5 protein-coding genes are annotated in these 17,275 nt (G+C 66.4%); all 5 read right to left on the bottom strand.

Features of this window, described 5'->3' with window-relative positions; genetic code table 11:
• Position 1: 1 nt before the first annotated feature.
• The 5 genes from G559_RS0108985 to G559_RS0108965 are packed head-to-tail and all read right to left on the bottom strand — an operon-like array spanning position 2 to position 17,197.
• Positions 2 to 2,098, bottom strand: coding sequence for an HlyD family efflux transporter periplasmic adaptor subunit (locus G559_RS0108985; protein WP_028627903.1), 2,097 nt, complete (start codon positions 2,096 to 2,098; stop codon positions 2 to 4).
• Entirely contained in the window at positions 2,098 to 3,438 is a 1,341-nt protein-coding gene (locus G559_RS0108980; protein WP_028627902.1) for an efflux RND transporter periplasmic adaptor subunit, read from the bottom strand. The genes G559_RS0108985 and G559_RS0108980 overlap by 1 nt, the downstream gene beginning before the upstream one ends.
• Positions 3,431 to 4,198: an efflux RND transporter periplasmic adaptor subunit gene (locus G559_RS0108975; protein WP_028627901.1), complete on the bottom strand. Its 768-nt coding sequence runs from the start codon at positions 4,196 to 4,198 to the stop codon at positions 3,431 to 3,433. The genes G559_RS0108980 and G559_RS0108975 overlap by 8 nt, the downstream gene beginning before the upstream one ends.
• Positions 4,182 to 5,714 carry a TolC family protein gene (locus G559_RS0108970; protein WP_028627900.1) on the bottom strand — a complete coding sequence of 511 codons (1,533 nt, stop codon included), beginning with the start codon at positions 5,712 to 5,714 and terminating at the stop codon, positions 4,182 to 4,184. Before G559_RS0108970 ends, G559_RS0108975 begins: the two co-directional genes overlap by 17 nt.
• A 20-nt stretch (positions 5,715 to 5,734) precedes the next feature.
• Positions 5,735 to 17,197 carry a VCBS domain-containing protein gene (locus G559_RS0108965; RefSeq protein ID WP_028627899.1) on the bottom strand — a complete coding sequence of 3,821 codons (11,463 nt, stop codon included), beginning with the start codon at positions 17,195 to 17,197 and terminating at the stop codon, positions 5,735 to 5,737.
• Positions 17,198 to 17,275: the final 78 nt, after the last annotated feature.

The raw sequence follows: 17,275 nt of genomic DNA, 5'->3' as shown, positions 1-17,275 counted from the left end.
TTCAAAAACCACTTTCCCTGAGGGCGACTGCAGCCACATGGGTCAGCCCCTCGACCAGCAGGCTGCGGCGGCCGCCTTCGATCTGCAGGTGGCCACGGGTTTCGCGCAGGGTCGGCGGGGCGTCGGCCAGTTGCACCAGCACGTGGAACAGCGGCGGGTTCGGCACCAATTCCTGGCCCTGGCTGGCTACCGTAAGCGGGCCGCCGAAGCGGGAGGCGAGCATGGGGTGTTCGAGCTGGCTGACGCGGGTGCTGCCGATGGCCACCACCTTGCCGGCGATCGGCTCCGCGCGGCCTTCGGGGTAGAAGCGTACCGCACCGCCCTGCATCAACCGTTGCACGTCGTCCTGGTCGACGTAGGCATCCACCTGCCAGCTGCGTGGGTCCACCAGCATGCCGATGGCTTCGCGGCTATGCACCCACTGCCCCGGCTGCCAGTCGGGGTCGAGGTCCAGCCAGCGGCCGGCGAAGGGGGCCTGGAGCTGGAGCCGGGCGATTTCCGAACGAGCGGCGCGGGCTTCCTCGAACTGCACACTCAGGCGCTGGCGTGTGGCCAGGGCCTGGTCGGCCCCGCTGGGGTCGGCGATCAGGCCGCCAAGCCGCGCTTCGTAGCTCTTCACGCTGGCCTCGCTGCTGGACACCCGCGAGGCGATATTGGGTTCGTCGAGCGTCACCAGGGTGGCACCGGCCTGCACGTCGCCAGCCGGGTGGATGGTTTGCAGGCGAGCCGGGTAGGGCGCGAAGACGCGCAACTGGTGTTCGGCACGCGCCACACCAACGGCGTGGATCTGGCTGCGCCAGGGCACCGCGAGCAGGAGCAGGAACACCGCCAGCAGCCCCCACCAGAAGCGTCGGCGGCTGGCAGGGATGCCCGCGCGATGGGCCCACCAGTGCTTCAGTTCGCGAAAGACCGGCATGAGGATGAACCAGCAGATTTCCACCACGAACAGCACGATCCCGAGCAGTTTGAAAAAGAGCAGGTAGACCGCCACCGCGATGCCGAGGAACAGCACCAGGCGGTAGACCCAGGTGACCATGGCGAAGGCGACGAGGGCACGCCGCTTGCCGGGGCTGAAGGCTTCCGGCCATTCCTCGTCCAGGCCCAGGAGAACCCGTCGCAGCGTCACCCGCGCCAGGGCCGAGGAACGTTCGTGGAGGTTCGGGAAGTCCAGCAGGTCCGACAGGATGAAGTAGCCATCGAAGCGCATGAACGGGCTGGCGTTCAGGGCCAGGGACAGTACCCAACTGGTGGTCGCCAGATAGAGCAGGGCATTGCGCAACGCCCCCGGGTCCGACAGCGCCCAGCCCAGGGTGGCCAGGCCCGCCAGGCCCAGCTCGGTGAGGATGCCGGCGGACGCGATCGCCAGGCGCTGCTTCGAGCTGCGCAGTTTCCAGCTCTCGCCGGTGTCGGTGTAGAGCATCGGCCAGAGCACCACGAAGGCTATCCCCATGTGTCCCACCCGCAGCCCCAGACGCGTTGCCACCAGGGCGTGACCCAGCTCGTGGAGCGTCTTGGCCAGGATCAGCGCCAGGGCGAAGCTCACCAGCCCGGACGCGGAGAAGGACTCCACCACCGCGGCGGTGAAGCTGTCCCACTGCTGCAGCACCAGCAAGACGCCGAGCACGCCGAGCACCACCACCAGCGTGCCGGTCAGCGGCTGGAAGAGCCAGTCCAGGTGTCTGGCCAGGCGTTGCAGAGCGTTCTGCGGGCGCAGCAGCGGTACGCGGAAGAACAGGTAGTGGTGCAGCCACCAGCGCCAGTCCAGCCAGGCATTGCCTTCGCTGCGCCGGGCCATGCGTGCGGCGGCGTCGGGCGTCGGGCGCAGCAACTGGTGCTGTTCGAGGAACTGGCGGAACTCCAGCACCTGCTCCACATCCGGACGCAGCGGCGTGTGCGCCTCGATGTCCCGGCAGATCCTCGCCGGCGTGCGCTCCCAGCGCAGCAGGCATTCGAACTCCAGCCAGCCGATTCGGTAGAAGCGGTTGACCACCGTGTCCTGGATCACCCAGGCCGGTTCGCCGTCAATGCCCGGCGCGGTTTCCAGCAGGCGCAGGTCTTCGCGCAGCGGTGGCAGCGGCAGCTCGGCCGCGTTCGCCATCACAGCCCGCTCCAGGCGCGCAGTGCGGCAAAGGGCCGGCGCAGCAGGTAGTAACCCAGTACCACCCGCTCGCCGTAGAGCTTGGCGGTGCCGTGCAGGCCCAAACGGGCGTGCTCAGGCTGGCCCTCGACACTGGCCAGCAGCCGGTAGGCCACTACGCCTTCTTCATTGGCGCGGGCCTGGTAGCTGGTCTCCAGCACCTGACCCTTGAGCGGGGAGAGGGGGTAGGCGGTGAGGAACAGCGTGACTTCGGCGCCGGGCTCCAGGGCGATGGCGTCGGCCACCGGCAACTGGATCAGCATCGCCGGATGCGCCGGATCGGCCACCTGGAGAATGCGCTCACCGGTCACCACCGGTTTGCCCAGCCAGTCATTGGGGTCGCTGAACACCGCCACGCCGGCGCGTGGCGCACGCACCCGGGTGCGCTGCAGCTGTGCCTGTACCGCTGCCAGCTCGGCGCGTCGCTGCTGAGCGCGCCCATTGAGCAGGGTCAGCTCGCTCTTGCTCTGCGGATTGTCGAAGGCGCGCTGACTCGCGGCCATCAGCTCGGCATCGGCCACCGCGACTTCCTTGCCGAGTACCTCGGCGCGGCTTCGCAAGGTGGTTTCGTCGAGGGAGAAGAGCAGGGTGCCTTCCTCCACCGGCTGGTTCGGCCGCACCTGCATGCGTTCGATCACGCCGTCGATGGGCGAACTGACGATCTGCGCCTGGCGCGAGACGATTTCCGCCGGCGCCAGCGCGGTCTGCCGTACCGGCACCAGCAACAGCAGCGCCGCCACCGCCATCGCCACTAATGCCTGGCGCTTGCTGGGCCGCCAGCCGAGCAGGCGACGTCGCCGGCCGAAGGAGGCCCAGCAGTGGGCCCAGGTCTGCCAGACGCCGTCCATCAAGGGCACCAGGGTTTCCGCTGGTGGCGCTTCGAGCAGAAACAGCACCAGCCCAAGACGCTGACCATCGCGATCATGCAGGGGAATGCACCAGATTCCGCTCGGCCACCATTCCGCCCAGCCTTCGGCAATATCGTCCGGTGGTGCAAGGCTGTCGCGGCCTAGCCAGCGTGGCTGGGCGTCGGGCAACTGGCTGGCGAGCCAACGGCTGGCCCGGCGCAGCCAGACCAGGTAGGGCGAATCCTCGCTGGGCCTGGCCAGCCCCGACACACAGAGCAGTTCGAGGTCTTCGCCGCGCTGGGCCAGCACCAGGGCCTGGTGGTAGTGCAGCAGGGCATAGGCATCATTGGCGATGGAGAAGGCCAGCGCGTTGAGCGAGTCGGCAGCCAGGGCACGGTCGCGCAGGGCGGCCAACCCCAGCAGCAATTGCGGGTGGGGCAGGCGATCAGTCATGGGCTTGCGGGAAACGTGCGGTGCCGCTCATGCCGGCGATCAGTTCCGGGTGCTCGGCGTCTAGCCGCGCTTCCAGTTCCACGGTCTGGGCCACGGCATCGACCCGGGAGTTGATGGCGCTGATATGGGCGGCATAAGCCTTGCCGGTTTCCAGGATGTTGACCTCCAGCGGCTGGCCGGGCTTGAGCTGCGGCAGCAGGTTGGAGGGCACGTTGAGGCGCACCTTGAGGGCGCCGTCGCTGACCAGGTCGAACAGCGGTGTTCCCGCGGCTACCGTCTGGTAGGGCTTCACATGGACCTTGGCCACCCGCCCGGAAAAGGGTGCCTGCACCTGGCAGTAGCCGCTCTGGGCCTGGGCCAGGGAGCGGGCGCCTTCGGCCTTCTGCACCTCGGTGTTGGCCATGGCCACTTCCAGGTCGCCAACCGCGTCCAGCTTGCGCAGGTTGCGCTTGGCGTCGAGGTTCTGCCGGGCCATGGTCAGCTCGGCGACAGCCACCTTGGCGCGGGCCTGGGCTTCCTCGCAGTTGAGCTGGGCCAGCAGGGCGTTCTTCGCCACTTGCTGGCCGAGGGACGCCTTGAGCTCGCCAAGGGTGCCGTTCATCTGGCTGGAAAGGGTGGTTTCCAGGTCGGCGGCGAGCAGCACGCGAATCGCGCCAGGGTCCTCCAGGGGACGAGCCGGCGCGGCGTCTTCAGCAAGGGCAGGGGTGAGTACGAGGGACAGCAACAGGGCGAGCAAACTGCGCTCAGCGTTGTACGACATTCGGTGTTCCTTGTTTGCCGACGAGGAGGTTGGTGCGTTCCTGATCGCCCATCGTGCGCTGGATTTCACGGGACAGGGTCTGGATGTCGTGCTTTTCGATCTGCTCGGGGAGGATGTCCAGGCCAACGGAGTTGTATAGCCGGCCCCAGGCCGCCTGGGCGTCAGAGTAGGCGGCCTCGCGCTGGTAGCGCGAAAGCAGGTAGCGGCCTTCGGCGCGGATCAGCTCCAACTCCGAGCCGTAGGAGGTCGTGCGCGCCGCCTGGGCGTAGTCCAGCAGACTCTGGTCCACACGCAGGCTCTGGTCGGCGAACTCCACTTCCTGGCGTGCCAATTGGTAGCGCAGGGTGCCCACCCGGACCTGAGTGAGAATGGCCATCGACAGCGCCACCCGGCGCATGTCGTCGGTCTTCTCCTGGGACTCGGTGGCGCGGTTGAGCGAGGGGAGTTGCAGCAGACGCAGCAGGTTCAGCGACACTTGCAGCCCGGTCTCGGTCCAGTGGCTGTTGTAGAGGTACTTGTTGGAGTCGTACTTGTAGCCGAAGTCCAGGCTGACGTTGGGCCAGAGCTGCGCCTTGGCGATCTTCAGGTCATTCTCGTTGACCCGTTTCCGGTACCACTCTTCCATGATTTCCGGGCGGTTCTCCAGGGAGATCTGTTCCAGCCGGTTGATGTCCTGGTTCAGTTCCGGCAATGGCTGTTCGGCCTGGTCGGCGAGGATCAGCTTCGAGCCCGGTGGCAGCGACATCAGCGCCGACAGTTCGGCCTGGGCGAACTCCAGGTCCTGGCGGCGCACGGTGAGCAGGTAGATGGAGTCGAGCAGGGCGCGCTGGTAAGCCAGCACCTCCTGGCGCGGCAGCAAGCCCTTGCTCTCGGCCTCACGGGCAGAAAGCAGCGCCTGGTGGGTGCGTACCAGCAGGCGGTCGACCTGGGGCATCAGGCGCTGGGCGCCGACTGCGCGCCAGTAAGCGTTGCGCACGTCCTGCAAGACGTTCTGCGCCACCTTGCGGCGGCGCTCCTCGGCCATGTGGATCTGGTCGCTCTTCTGCTGGGTCCGGTAGTAGGCGACGCCGAAGTCCAGCAGGCTCCAGGAGAGCCCCAGGCCATAGAGCTCGCGGTAGCGTTCCTCGGACGTGGATGCCCGCAAGCTTTCCTCACGATCCTGGATACCGATGGAGGTGCCGCCGGAGTCGTTGTTGCGCCCGGCGTAGCCGGCGGAGGCCACCAGGCGCGGCAGCATCTCGTGGCTGGAGACGTCGCGCAGGTCGGAGGCCAGGGCGTTCTCCATCAACTTCAGGCGGTAGTCCAGGTTGTACTTCAGGGCTCGGGCGGCGGCCTCGTAGAAGGTGATGGGGGCGGTCACCGGCTCCTGGTCGGCGTACATCTGCGCCTGGTCGCGGACGATACGCTGGCGGTTTTCTTCTTCCGTGAACTCCTGGGTCTGCATCGCCGAACAGGCGCTGAGCAGGAGGACGGAGGCGATGGCGGCGCTCAGAAGTTTCAGGGGGTGTCTTGGCATGGTCTGTCCTTGGTCCTTGCTTATTCGGTCGTACCGTTGCCGAGGGCGCGCAAGCGCTCTGCGGCCTCGCGCAGCTGGGCGCGGAAGCCCGGGGCTGTGCGGGTATCGGAGGGTGGCGGAAGCTGGGCGTCGCCCTGGGTCAGGTTGTCGGGGCTGGTGGCGAACACCGAGGGGTCGGGCAGAAGACCATCGGCGCTCAGACTGATGCGGCCATGGCGGCCGAGAATCCAGGCCAGGTCCAGGTCGCTGCCAGCGCTACTATCACGTACCGCCCGGGAGACGAATTGGCCCTTGATCTGGCCGAAGTGCGCGTTCAGGGTCTCACTCTCGATTTCCGGCTCCAGTCCCAGGCGCAGATCGCTGCCGTCGGCATCCCAGCCGGACAACATCAGCTGGCGATCATTGCGTTCCACCACCGGGCCGACGAAGACCACCGGGTCCACGCCGGGCAGTGGCAGGCGCCGGAACGGATCGAGATCGCCACGGTCCTCGTGTGGACCGATGGGGTCGCTGTCGGGGGCGGGGATGAAGGGGGCTGCGATGTCCAGGTCGATCACCAGCTGGGCCAGATCCACCGCGCCAGCCAGGTCGCCCACCGTGTAGGTGAAGACGTCCTGCAGGACACGACCAAGGCCGGCGGCCCGCAGCACTTCGGGATTGGTCAGGTCGATGCTGTAGGTGTAGCTGCCATCGGCGTTGATCACCAGGGTGCCGTAGCGGCCGGCGATGGGCTGGCCGACGAGGCCGGTCGTGCCGCTGCCGTTCTCCGCACCGCTGCGAATGCCGACCACCTGCAGGCGGTCGCCGCCATCGATGTCCGAGTCGTTCGGCAGTACGTTGCCGGTGGCCTGGGGCGCCGGGGTCTGGTCGCTGGCCAGATTGCCGTTGTCCTGGGCGACCGGGTTGTCGTTGGCACCCTGGACCAGGATGTTCAGGCGCGCCTCCGACTCGGCCCCGGCAGTGTCCCGCATGCGGTAGGTGAAGACTTCCCGCAGGGTTTCGCCGGCGGTGCGCAAGGCCTGCACCGCGGGATTCGCGTCGTCCAGCACATAGACGTAGCTGCCGTCGGCGTTGAGCGTCAGGGTGCCGTAGAGGCCCTGCAAGGCCTGGCCGACGCTGGCGGACTGGCCGCTGCCATTGCGCACGTCCAGCACCTGCCGGGACTCCCCATTGCTCACCGCATCCACGTCGATGTCGTTGCCCAGCACATTGCCGGTGGCGGGCTGGCCGGGGGTGGCGTTGTTCACGCCGCCGGCCTCGATGGCGATGCTGTCATCGTCCTGCGCGATGGGGGTGTCGTTGCGGCCGTCGATGGTGATGCGCAGTTCGGCGGTGTCATCCGCCAGGTGTGGGTCGACCAGGGTGTAGGTGAAGGTGTCCACCAGCGTCTGGCCGCTGATGCGCAGGGACTGGACTTCCGGCAGGCTGTTGTCGACCACGTAGGTCCAGCTGCCGTCGGCGTTCATCGTCAGGTCGCCGTAGAGGCCACGCAGGACCGTGCCGACAGTTCCGCTGGTGCCGCTGCCGGTTTCGCTGCCGGTGCGGATGGCCGACACCGACAGCGGACCGCCTTCGAGGTCCGTGTCGTTGTTCAGCACATTGCCGCTGGGGTTCAGGCCGGGATCGTCGTTGTTCAGGCCACCGGCTTCGATGGCCGAGGCTTCGTCATCGAAACCGTCGGGCACATCGTTGCGACCGATCACTACGATCGACAGCTGTGCCAGGTCGGTCAGCCCGCCAAGGTCAGTGATCTCGTAGGTAAACCGGTCCACCAGGGTGCCGAGCAGGTCCAGGGCCAGTACGTCCGGGTTGCTGGAATCGACTGTATAGGTGTAGCTGCCATCGGCATTGATCACCAGGGTGCCGTACTGGCCCAGCAGTACGCTGCCGACCGACCCGGCGACGCCGCTGCCGTTCTCCGCGCCGGTGCGGATGCCGGTGACGCTGATCTGGTCGCCCTGATCGATGTCGCTGTCGTTGGGCAGCACATTGCCGCTGGGGTTGAGCACCAGGCCGTCGCCATTGTCGGCGACTGCGATATTGACGTTGTCCCGGGCGACGGGGGCGTCCCAGGCGCCCTCGATGGTTACGTTGATCCGGGCGATGCTCAAGTCGCTGGCGGTGTCGCGCATGCGGTAGGAGAAGAGCTCACGCAGCGTCTCTCCGGGCTTCAGTGCCTGGACCGCAGCGAGGTCGTTGTTCACCACGTAGAGGGTCTGGCCGTTGGCGAAAATAGTCAGTGTGCCGTAGAGGCCGGCAATGCTGCGGCTGCCGTTGACCAGTTCGAACCCGGCGCCTGACAGTTCGTCGCCAAGGCGGATGCCGACGACGGTCTTGGTGTCGCCGGCGTCTACGTCGCGGTCGTTGTCCAGCACGTTGGCAGTGGGGTTGATACCGGCGGTACCGTTGTTGGTGCCGCCAGCCTCGACCGCGACGATGTTGACGCGGTTGGCCAGCGGGGTGTCGTTGCGGCCCTGGATGGTGATGGTCAGCGTCGCGGTGCTGGTGGCGCCCGCCAGGTCGCGGATGGTGTAGGTGAAGGACTCGTTCAGGGTATCGCCGGCCGTACGCAGGGCCTCCACCTCCGGGTCGTCGTTGTCGAGGATGTAGGTGTAGCTGCCATCGGCGTTCAGCGTCAGGGTGCCATAGGTTCCGACGAATGCCGTGCCGATGGTGCCGACACTGGCACCCTGGCGTACGCCGACCACGCTGAGTGATTCGCCGAACTGATCGACATCAAAATCGTTGTCCAGAACATTGCCGCTGGGGTCGATACCCGAGGTGGTGTTGAGCAAGCCACCGGCTTCGGTGGCAATGTCGTTGTCGTCAGTGGCCACCGGCGTGTCGTTGGCGCCCTGGATGGTGATGTTCAGCACCGCAATGTCGGTGGCGCCAGCGGTATCGATGAGGCTGTAGTTGAAGCTGTCGGTGAGGGTGTTGCCCGCACGCAGTGCCTGGACGGCCGCCAGGCTGTTATCCAGCCGGTAGCTGTAGCTGCCGTCGGCGTTGAGCGTCAGCCAGCCATACAAACCGCGCAGTTCGGTGCCAAGGGTGCCCGCCGTGCCGGCGCCTTCGACTGCGCCGGTACGCACGGCGGCCACAGCCTGGGTTTCGCCGTAGTCGATCGGGTCGCCGGCGCCGCCATCCACGTCCGTGTCGTTGTCGAGCACATTGCCCCTCGGGTCCACGCCGGCGCTGCCATTGTTCAGCCCACCGGCTTCCACGGCGGTGGCACCGTCATTGGCGGCCACCGGGTTGTCGTTGCGACCGAGGATGAGGATCACCAACTGCGCCGACTGCGGGGCTTCCAGGCCGTCGGATATGGCGTAGGTGAAGCGTTCGATGAGGAAATCCGAAAGCTGGCGCAGGGCCTCCACTTCGGGGTTGCTGTTGTCCAGCACGTAGCTGTAGGTGCCGTCGGCATTCAGCGTCAGGGTGCCGTACTGGCCGGCGAAGGCCTGGCCGATGACACCGTTGGTCCCTAGTTCGTCATTGCTCACGGAAATGACGGTCAGCGGGTCGCCGTCCGGGTCGATATCGAACAGCAGGGCATCGCCCGTGGGGTCGATGCCCGCCTGGCCGTTGGCTACGCCGCCACGTTCGACGGCCAGGTTGAAGTGATCCTGGGCAATGGGCGGGTCATTGACCCCGCGGACGGTGATCACCAGTTGCGCCTGGTCGGTCAGGCCGTTGGTGTCGACGATCTGGTAGGTAAAGGTCTCGGTCAGGGTCTGGCCGGCCAGCAGGGCCTGCACCGTGGGGTTGCTGCTGTCCACGTCATAGGTGAAGGAACCGTCAGCGCCGATGCGCAGCACGCCGAAGTTCCCCGCCAGCAGGGTGGCGTTGGCGGTGCTGGTGGAGCCGGCAGCCACGCCGATCAGCGCGCCGCCGGCGGTTTCCAGGCCGACGCGCACACCGTTGACATTGAGCAGGGTGTTGGGCCTATCGGCGGCGTCGACATCGTTATCCACGCCATTGCCGCCGGGCTGGGTGACCGTGCCGGGACGGCTGGGGAAGCGAATGACGTTGCCGCTGGGGTTGCTCTCGCCGACGGCAGTGGGACCGGAGCCTGCCTGGGCGGCGGCCCGGTCATCGCTGGCCACCGGGTTGTCGTAGTTGCCGCGCACGGTGATGCGCAGTTCGGCCAGGTCGCTCAGCCCGAGCGCATCGGTGACCTGGTAGCTGAAGAAGTCAGTCAGTGAGTCATTGGGGCCGAGGCGCTGCACGGCCGTGGCGTTCTCATTGATGACATAGCTGTAGCTGCCATCGGAGGCGATGGTCAGGGTGCCGTAGGTGCCATTGATGCTCACGCTGCCACCTCCGGGAACGATGGTCAGCAGGCCGGGCACGATCTCCCGCAGCGGTCGCACACCGGTGACTGTCTTGGTCTCGCCATAGTCGATCGGGTCCGCCGGATTCTCGCCGCCGTCAACGTCGATATCGTTGTCCAGCACGTTGCCCACGGCGTCGGCGCCGGGCACCGGGAAGCCCGGAGGCGGGCTGTCGTTGGGGTTGCCGACGTCGGTGTTGTTGACGCCGCCTTGCTCGATGGCGGTGCCCTGGTCGTTGACGCCTTGCGGCGTGTCGTTGGCGCCCTGGATGACCACCGAGAAGGTCGCCGAGGATTGCAGGGGAGGGCCGCCGATACCGATGTCCGCGATCCTGTAGGTGAAGTCCTCGGTCAACTGCTGGCCGGCCAGGCGCAGTGCCTGCACCTCGGGATTGTCGTTATCGACGATGTACTGGTAAGCGCCGTTGGCCTGGATCACCAGTGTGCCGAAGCGGCCGATCACCTCCACCGAACCGAGCGGGGGCACCGCTACGACCACGCCAAGGGGCGAGGTGACCGAGATCACAATGAGCTGGTCGCCGTTGGTGCCGATGTCGACGTCGGTGTCGTTGTCCAGCAGGTTGCCCCGCGGATCGATGCCCGGCAGCCGGTTGTCGGTGCCACCGGCTTCCACGGCGGTGTCGTTGTCATCCACTGCGGTGGGCGGGTCGTTGACCGGGGCGAGGTTGATCACCAGGAAGTCGCGGTCGGTGCGGGCGTCTGCCGCTTCGCCGGGGATGCCGTTGCCGTTGAAGTCGCCGTAGTTGCCCAGGTCGTTGGTGAGGACGGTGAGGAAATCGTTGCCGTTGAAATTGAGGTTGCCCTGGTAGCGCAGGCCCGCCAGGGCCGAGTTGATATCGGCGATCCGCCCCACCAGCACCATATTCAGGGTGCCTGCGCCAGTGACTGTGACACCGGTGGTCGGGCCGGCGAGGGACAGGGTTCCGCGCACGACACTGAGGGTGACCTGGATGGCGCGGCCATTGACGTTGGGGTCGCGCTCGGCATCGATGTCGCTGACGCGGATGCCGCCGATGGCCAGCGGTGTGTCTTCCTGGCCTTGCTGGAAGCCGGGCAGGCTGTTGACCGGCGCATCGTTGAGTTCGACGTAACCGGAGTTGGCTTGCTGCGTGGCGCCCTCGCCGAGGGTTACCCGGACCTGGCCGAGGGTGCCGCCATCGGTGTCGATGCGAATACGCAGTTCGCCGAACTGGGCAATGCTGTTCACCGTGGTCGGCGCGTCGATGCGATACAGGCCGGACGGCAATACGCCAAAGCTGAAGCGGCCGTTGGCGTTGGTGGTGGTGGTGAAGGTCTTGTCGTCGCCATTGCTGAGCACGCCATCGTTGCCGGCCCAGATCAGGTTGATGGTCTGGTTGGCGATCGCCAGCTCATAGGCCGGCGTGCCGGGGACCGGGTCGGCGTCCGGGGTGGCGTCGTTGGGTGCCGTGGCGGCCGTGCCGGTATCGTTCCAGAGTGTGCCGCTGATGATCCCCAGGCCGGCACCTTCCCGAAGCACGTAATTGTTCAGGGTCGTGCCATCCGGACCGGGGCCGTTGGAGCCGTTGCGCTCACCGGTAGCGGTGCCATCGGCGCCGACCGGAGTGCCACCCCAGCTGGAGAAGGTTTCCGGCAGGCTGCTCCAGGTCAGGTTGGCGTCGGTACTGGCGATGCTTGCATTGTTGGGCACCTGGACGCTGTAGACCACGCTGACCTGGGTGCCGGGGTCGATCCGGGCAATGTCGACGGTCAGTCCGCCCGTGGTGCTGAAGCTGACGCCCGCCGGCAGGTTGCCCGGGGCATAGGTGGTGCCGCCAATGGTGAGGCTGAGCAGGGCGTAGTTGCTGCCGGTGGGGAAGCCGTCGGTCAGGCGGACATCGTAAGCCGGCAGGCCGCCGTTGGCGGTGAAGTCGACGGTGACGGTGGCAGTGCCCAGGCTGCCACCCGGGTTCGCGTTGAAATCGGTGACGGTCTTGTCCAGGTTGGCGAAGCCGGGTTCGACGATGCGCTCGAACAGGGTATCGCTGGTGGTACGGATGATGCCGTTGACGCGATCATGCACCGTGACGCCGAGCTGGACGGCGGACTGGTTGCCCAGGCTGTTGTCCACGCGGGCATTGAACTCGAAGACAATCCCTTCCAGGTCGTCATCGTTACCATCGTTGCCCCCGGCGAATCCCTCGTTGGTGATGTTGCCCAGGTTGAGGGTCACCACCTGGTTGCCATTGCCGTCGGTGCTGAGCGTGACGTAGATGGGGTTCAGCACCCCGGTTAGGGCCGGTCCGGATAGGTCCGGGGTGATGAGCTGGGCTTGCGGGCTGTCTTCGTTGCCGATGATCTGCAGGGTGCCGCTGGTGATCAGGTCGCCGAGGCTGGTGACCAGCCCGCCATCGGAAACGAAACCAATACGCATGGTGCTGAGGTCATCCACCGTCAGCCCGTCGTCCAGGGTCACAACCAACTGGTAGTTGGGGTTGATGCCCTCGGGAATCAGGACGGCGGTGCGGTAACGGATGATCTCGCCAACGGCCACCACCTCGATCGGCGCATTGGTGGGGTTGGGGGCGGCCGTATCGTTCAGCCCCCCCACGCGGGACAGGCGTATGCCCTGGGCAATGGGGAAAATCAGGATGCTGTCGCGCTGGTAGTCGTTGAGCACGCCGGTGTTGATCAGGCCGTCCTGGCCGGTGCGCTCGCCGACCGGATTGGCGGCGCCGTTGGTGTTGTTGCCGTTGAGGCTGGTCCAGCGCACATCGGCGAGGTTGTCGAAGCGGGCCACCGAGGCGCCGGTGGCGTTCACCACGCCACTGATGCGGATGGAGATGGTGCCCCCTTTGGCGATATCGACATTGCCGGTGTTCACCAGTGTGCGGCCCGTCGGGTCCAGGGTGAAACTGGCGCTGATATCGGTGCTGACGCCGCCCACGGTGTAGGTCACGCTGACCAGGGTCAGTTGATCCAGTTCGGTGGGCAGTTGGCTGGAGAAGGCGATGTCGAAGGCGTCGAAGTCGTTTCCACTGTTGCCATTGGCGATGGTGATGCTGAAGTCGACCGGGTCGCCTTCATCGAAGCCCAGGCCCGGGTTGGTGATCAATTGCTGGCTGAGCTGCAGGGTCGGTTCCTGAATGGTGATCGCGGGCTTGGTGCCGGTCAGGTTGACATCGCGATTCAGCGGCGCGCTGCCGTTCGGGGTGTTGCCATCGGGGTCGCTGTAGCTCAACCGGGCGTCGTTCTGGCGTACGCCACCGGCCTGGTTGCCAATCACGTTGCTGGCTACCAGGCGCACACGAATCACGAAGCTGTTGTTGCCGGTGTTGTTGTCGCCAGTGGCGCTGGCGACGGTAAAGGTGAAACGTGAATCGACGCCATCGGCGCCCAGGGTGCCGCTGGGTGCGGTCATGCTGGCGATGTTGACGGCACCGGCGAAGTTCGCCGTCAGCGCACCGCCAGCGGTGGTGATCAACTGATAGCCCTGGTTGCCGTTGAAGCTGGTGTCCAGTCGCAGGCCAGGAGGAATCAGGTCGTCGATGCGCAGGTTCTGCGTGGTGCCTTCGGGCAGGGTGACGATGATGTCGTAGAGCATGCTCTCGCCGACCACCAGGTTCGCGCCGGTGGTGTGGGGGGCGCTGGAGTCGCCATTGTCCAGGCTGCCGCCGGCGAAGCTCTTGCGGATATCCGGCGCGCTGACCTGCTGGCTGGCGATATCCGAAAGCGGCACCGGCACGAAGTTCTGTCCGCCTTCGGCGCTGGCGTAGTGGGTCAGCTCGGCCGTGCTTTGCCGCGTGGCGCTGGCCCCGATGGCCGCCGCCACCTGCACGTCATAGGTAATGACCACGACGTTGGCGCCGCTGTTATCCGCAGCGGTCCCGGGGCGGCCGGCCAGCAGGGCGCCGGCGCCGGGTGAATCGATGAAGGTGATGGTGTTGGTGGCGTTGTTCACGGTGAAGTGGGTGCCAGCGACCAGCCGGGTGCCATCGCCGCGATAGATCAGCAGGTTGGCGGCGGACAGGTTGCCGCCAACGAAGGACAGCCCTGGCGGCAGGGTGATGCGGGTGCTGACGTCGTAGGCGGTGCCGCCGCCGTTGTTCTCGATGGCGGTGGCCAGGCGCAGGCGGTCGCTGGCATCGATCCCGGTGACGTTGCCATTGACCGCCAGGATATCGGTGATGCTGCCGCTGAACGGTACACCCGTGGTACCCGGCGCGTTCCAGGTGCCGGTGGTGCCAGTGACCGTGCCATGGCTGGTGGATACCACGCCGTGGCCAATGGTCAGCACCGGCTCGGCGACCGAAGCGATCAGGGTGACGTCATCGGTGGTGACCAGGACGCTCTTGTCCAGGGTTCGGGTCTGGTTCGATTCGCCCAGCACGTTGAAGGCGCGCTGGTCGGCGAAGGGCTGGTCGCTGACGGTCAGGGTGAAATCGATGGCGATGCGGCTGCCGTTGACGCCGGTATTGACGTAGTCGGCGAAGGTGAATACCAGCGAGTTGCCGGGGCCAAGGGTGACCGAAGTGGGGCTGTTGGGGTTGGTGTTGCCTGTGGCCAGGCGCCAGATGGCGTTCGGATCGAGGCCCGTCAGGTCAAACAGGGGCAGCGGCAGGTAGGCGGTGAGCGTGAAGTTCTCGTAGTCCCCGGTAATCAGGTCGTAGCTGATGCGGAAGGTGACAACGTCGCCCGGGCGCAGCTCGGTGCCCGGCGCCGGCGCGCCACCGCCGTTGAGACCCGCGAGGTCGATCTGCACCTGGCTGGTAGGAATGGTGCTGGTGGTGCTGGAACCGTCGCTCTCGTCGAAACCGCTCAGGTTGTTCACGTCCAGCAGCACGGTCGCGGTGACCGTCGCACTGTTGCCGATGGAGTCGCCTTCGTTGATCTCGCTGTGGGGAGCGCCTGCCGGCGGCGTATAGCTTTGCCCGACACGCGCCTGGTAGGCGATCACGGCGAGGGTGGCGCCTTGCAGCAGATCATCGAACGCCAGGTCGCCATTGAGCCAATTGCGGACACCGAATGCGTTGGCCAGCGACTGGGCGATGTCGAACACCATGGATGTCGTGCCATCAGCGTTGACCACGCTGCTGGTGACCAGCGCGATGGTCTGGGTGGCGCCATTCTGGCTGAGTGTCAGCGTGGCAGTGCCGGCTACCAGGCTCTGCCCGTCACCCAATTGGTCGGAAACCAGGAAGCTGCCCTGGCCGAGGAAGGTCTTGCCGAAGGCGAAGTAGTCGGACAGTGCGATATTCAGGTGGTAGTCGAGCGTATCGCCCGGGCTCAGGCCGGTAGCGCCGACATCGGTGCGCACGCTGACTTGCTTCTGCAGCGTGATCGACTTGGCGACGAAGCTGACATCGTCGCCCTGGCCATCGAAGCGGATCAGGCCATTGGTGGCGTCGCGCGGGTCAAGGGGTTGCCAGTTGCCTGCCGCCGTCGGTGCGTCGAAGGTGATGGTGACATCGTCCCCGGTGGCCGGGTTGAGGATCGGCGCACCCGTGGCATCGTCATCCGGAACGAAGAACTGCACGCTGGTGGTGGTGGCTGTGGTCAGCGTCGGGTAGCGGACGGTGAACTCACGGATGTACAGGTCGTTGCTGAGGTCGCCGTCATTGTTCTGCGCGAGGATCGCCTGGATCAGCGTCGGGTTGGTGACGGCGCTGCCATTGAACAGGGTGATCGAGGCAATGGTTCCGCCACCGCCGGGGCTGATGGCAGTGACGATGACGTTGCCCGGAACCGGCTGGATGAGCACCACATCGCTCAGGGTCTGCGAGTCGGCCGGGGTGATGATCACGTCCAGCTCGCGGCCGAAGTTCGGCCCGGTCGCGGTTTCCCCTTCGGGCGTCGTGATGATCTGGTCGAAGGTGATCACCGTGGGGTGCACCACGTAGCTGTCGGCGTTGGCAGATGGCTCCAGGATGCTGGGGTCGGTCGCCGGGTTGTTCAGCGAATCGTTGCCGTACTGGAAGCCGCTGCGCGCGCGAATGGTCAGGTCAGGCGTCGCCCCCGAGAAGGAAAAATCAGTGTCGGCCAGGTCGCTCAGCGAAGCCGTCACCTGCACCGTGATAGGTGGTTGCCCCTGGCTGACACTGGCGAATGGCAGTTCCACCACCACCATCTGGTCGCCGGCGCGCATGCCGAAATCGGCCGCGTTGATCACCAGCGGCTGGCCGTTCGTACCCACCGCCAGCGGGTGGCTGGCCTGGCCATTGGCATCGAAGGTCAGGACATGGGTGGTCAGCGTCTGGCCCAGGTAAGTGGCGGAGACGAAGGTGATGCCGTCATCGATCTCGGCGCCCGCGCCATCCTTGCCGGTGGCCGGGAAGAACAGGTCGAGGAAGGGGGCGTAACCCGTGTCGGTGGTGATGTTGGTAAAGGTGACGTTGAAGTTGAAGGTATCGCCCAGCAGCACGTCGGCGCCGCCAGTCAGGGTGGTGGTCGGGCCAGCGGCCAACAGGCGGTCATAGGCCGCCGTGGCGGTGGCGGCAAGGGCGATGGGCTTGTCGATATCGCCGCTGGTGACTTCCAGGTCCCAGTCGCCGCCCACGCGGGCACTGCCGGTGTCGTCGCTGGAGGCGGCCACATCCGCGCCGGTCCAACGCGCCAGTTCGTTGACCAGGGTGCGTCCGGCGCTGCCTTCGCCCACCTTGCAGCCGTAGAGCTGGATGTCGGCACCTTCGCTGAGGGACTTGCTCCATTCGCTGAGGGGCTGGGCGAACTGACTGATGTTGTCGGCAGTCAGGGTGGTGCTGCCGAGGGTGAATTCGCCGGAGGCACCGTGGGACAGGATCTGGATGGAGTCCACCTGGCCAAGCTGGGCCAGCGCGGCGGAAATCGCGGCCAGACCGTCCTGGCTGCTGTCCACTACCAGCGCCTCGACGTTGGAGGGCAACTGGCCCACCAGCTTCTCGCGGTCCTCGATGCGGCTGTCCAGTACCAGCAGGTGGCGCGTTGCCGATTGCTGCTGGCCCGGCTCGCTGTGGGCATCGTTCGGGGTGGCGTGGGACTGGGCTGCGTCGGCGTTGTCGCCGCTGTCCTGCTGCTGGTCGACCGTCGCAGCGGCGGCGGCGCCGTCGAAGAGAATGCGCGGTTCCAACGCCATGGCGCGGCGTTGCGGTTTGAAAACGGGCGGCACGAGGGCACCCAGCTTGGTTTTCATGTCCATATTTTCACCAAGGTCGTGCCCGCGCAGGCAGGCGCAAAGAGCAAGGCGGAATCAGCCGGGAATCAACCTCGGCCCGAA

The sequence above is a fragment of the Metapseudomonas resinovorans DSM 21078 genome, from assembly GCF_000423545.1.
GTDB classification, from domain to species: domain Bacteria; phylum Pseudomonadota; class Gammaproteobacteria; order Pseudomonadales; family Pseudomonadaceae; genus Metapseudomonas; species Metapseudomonas resinovorans.
Note: the sequence above shows the minus strand (reverse complement) of the source record. Positions and strands in the feature narration are given on the sequence as shown.

Bases quoted from the DNA above. Each gene is read 5' to 3' on its own strand.
- G559_RS0108985 (WP_028627903.1), bottom strand. From the start codon at position 2,098: ATGGCGAACGCGGCCGAGCTGCCGCTGCCACCGCTGCGCGAAGACCTG.
- G559_RS0108980 (WP_028627902.1), bottom strand. From the start codon at position 3,438: ATGACTGATCGCCTGCCCCACCCGCAATTGCTGCTGGGGTTGGCCGCC.
- G559_RS0108975 (WP_028627901.1), bottom strand. From the start codon at position 4,198: ATGTCGTACAACGCTGAGCGCAGTTTGCTCGCCCTGTTGCTGTCCCTC.
- G559_RS0108970 (WP_028627900.1), bottom strand. From the start codon at position 5,714: ATGCCAAGACACCCCCTGAAACTTCTGAGCGCCGCCATCGCCTCCGTC.
- G559_RS0108965 (WP_028627899.1), bottom strand. From the start codon at position 17,197: ATGGACATGAAAACCAAGCTGGGTGCCCTCGTGCCGCCCGTTTTCAAA.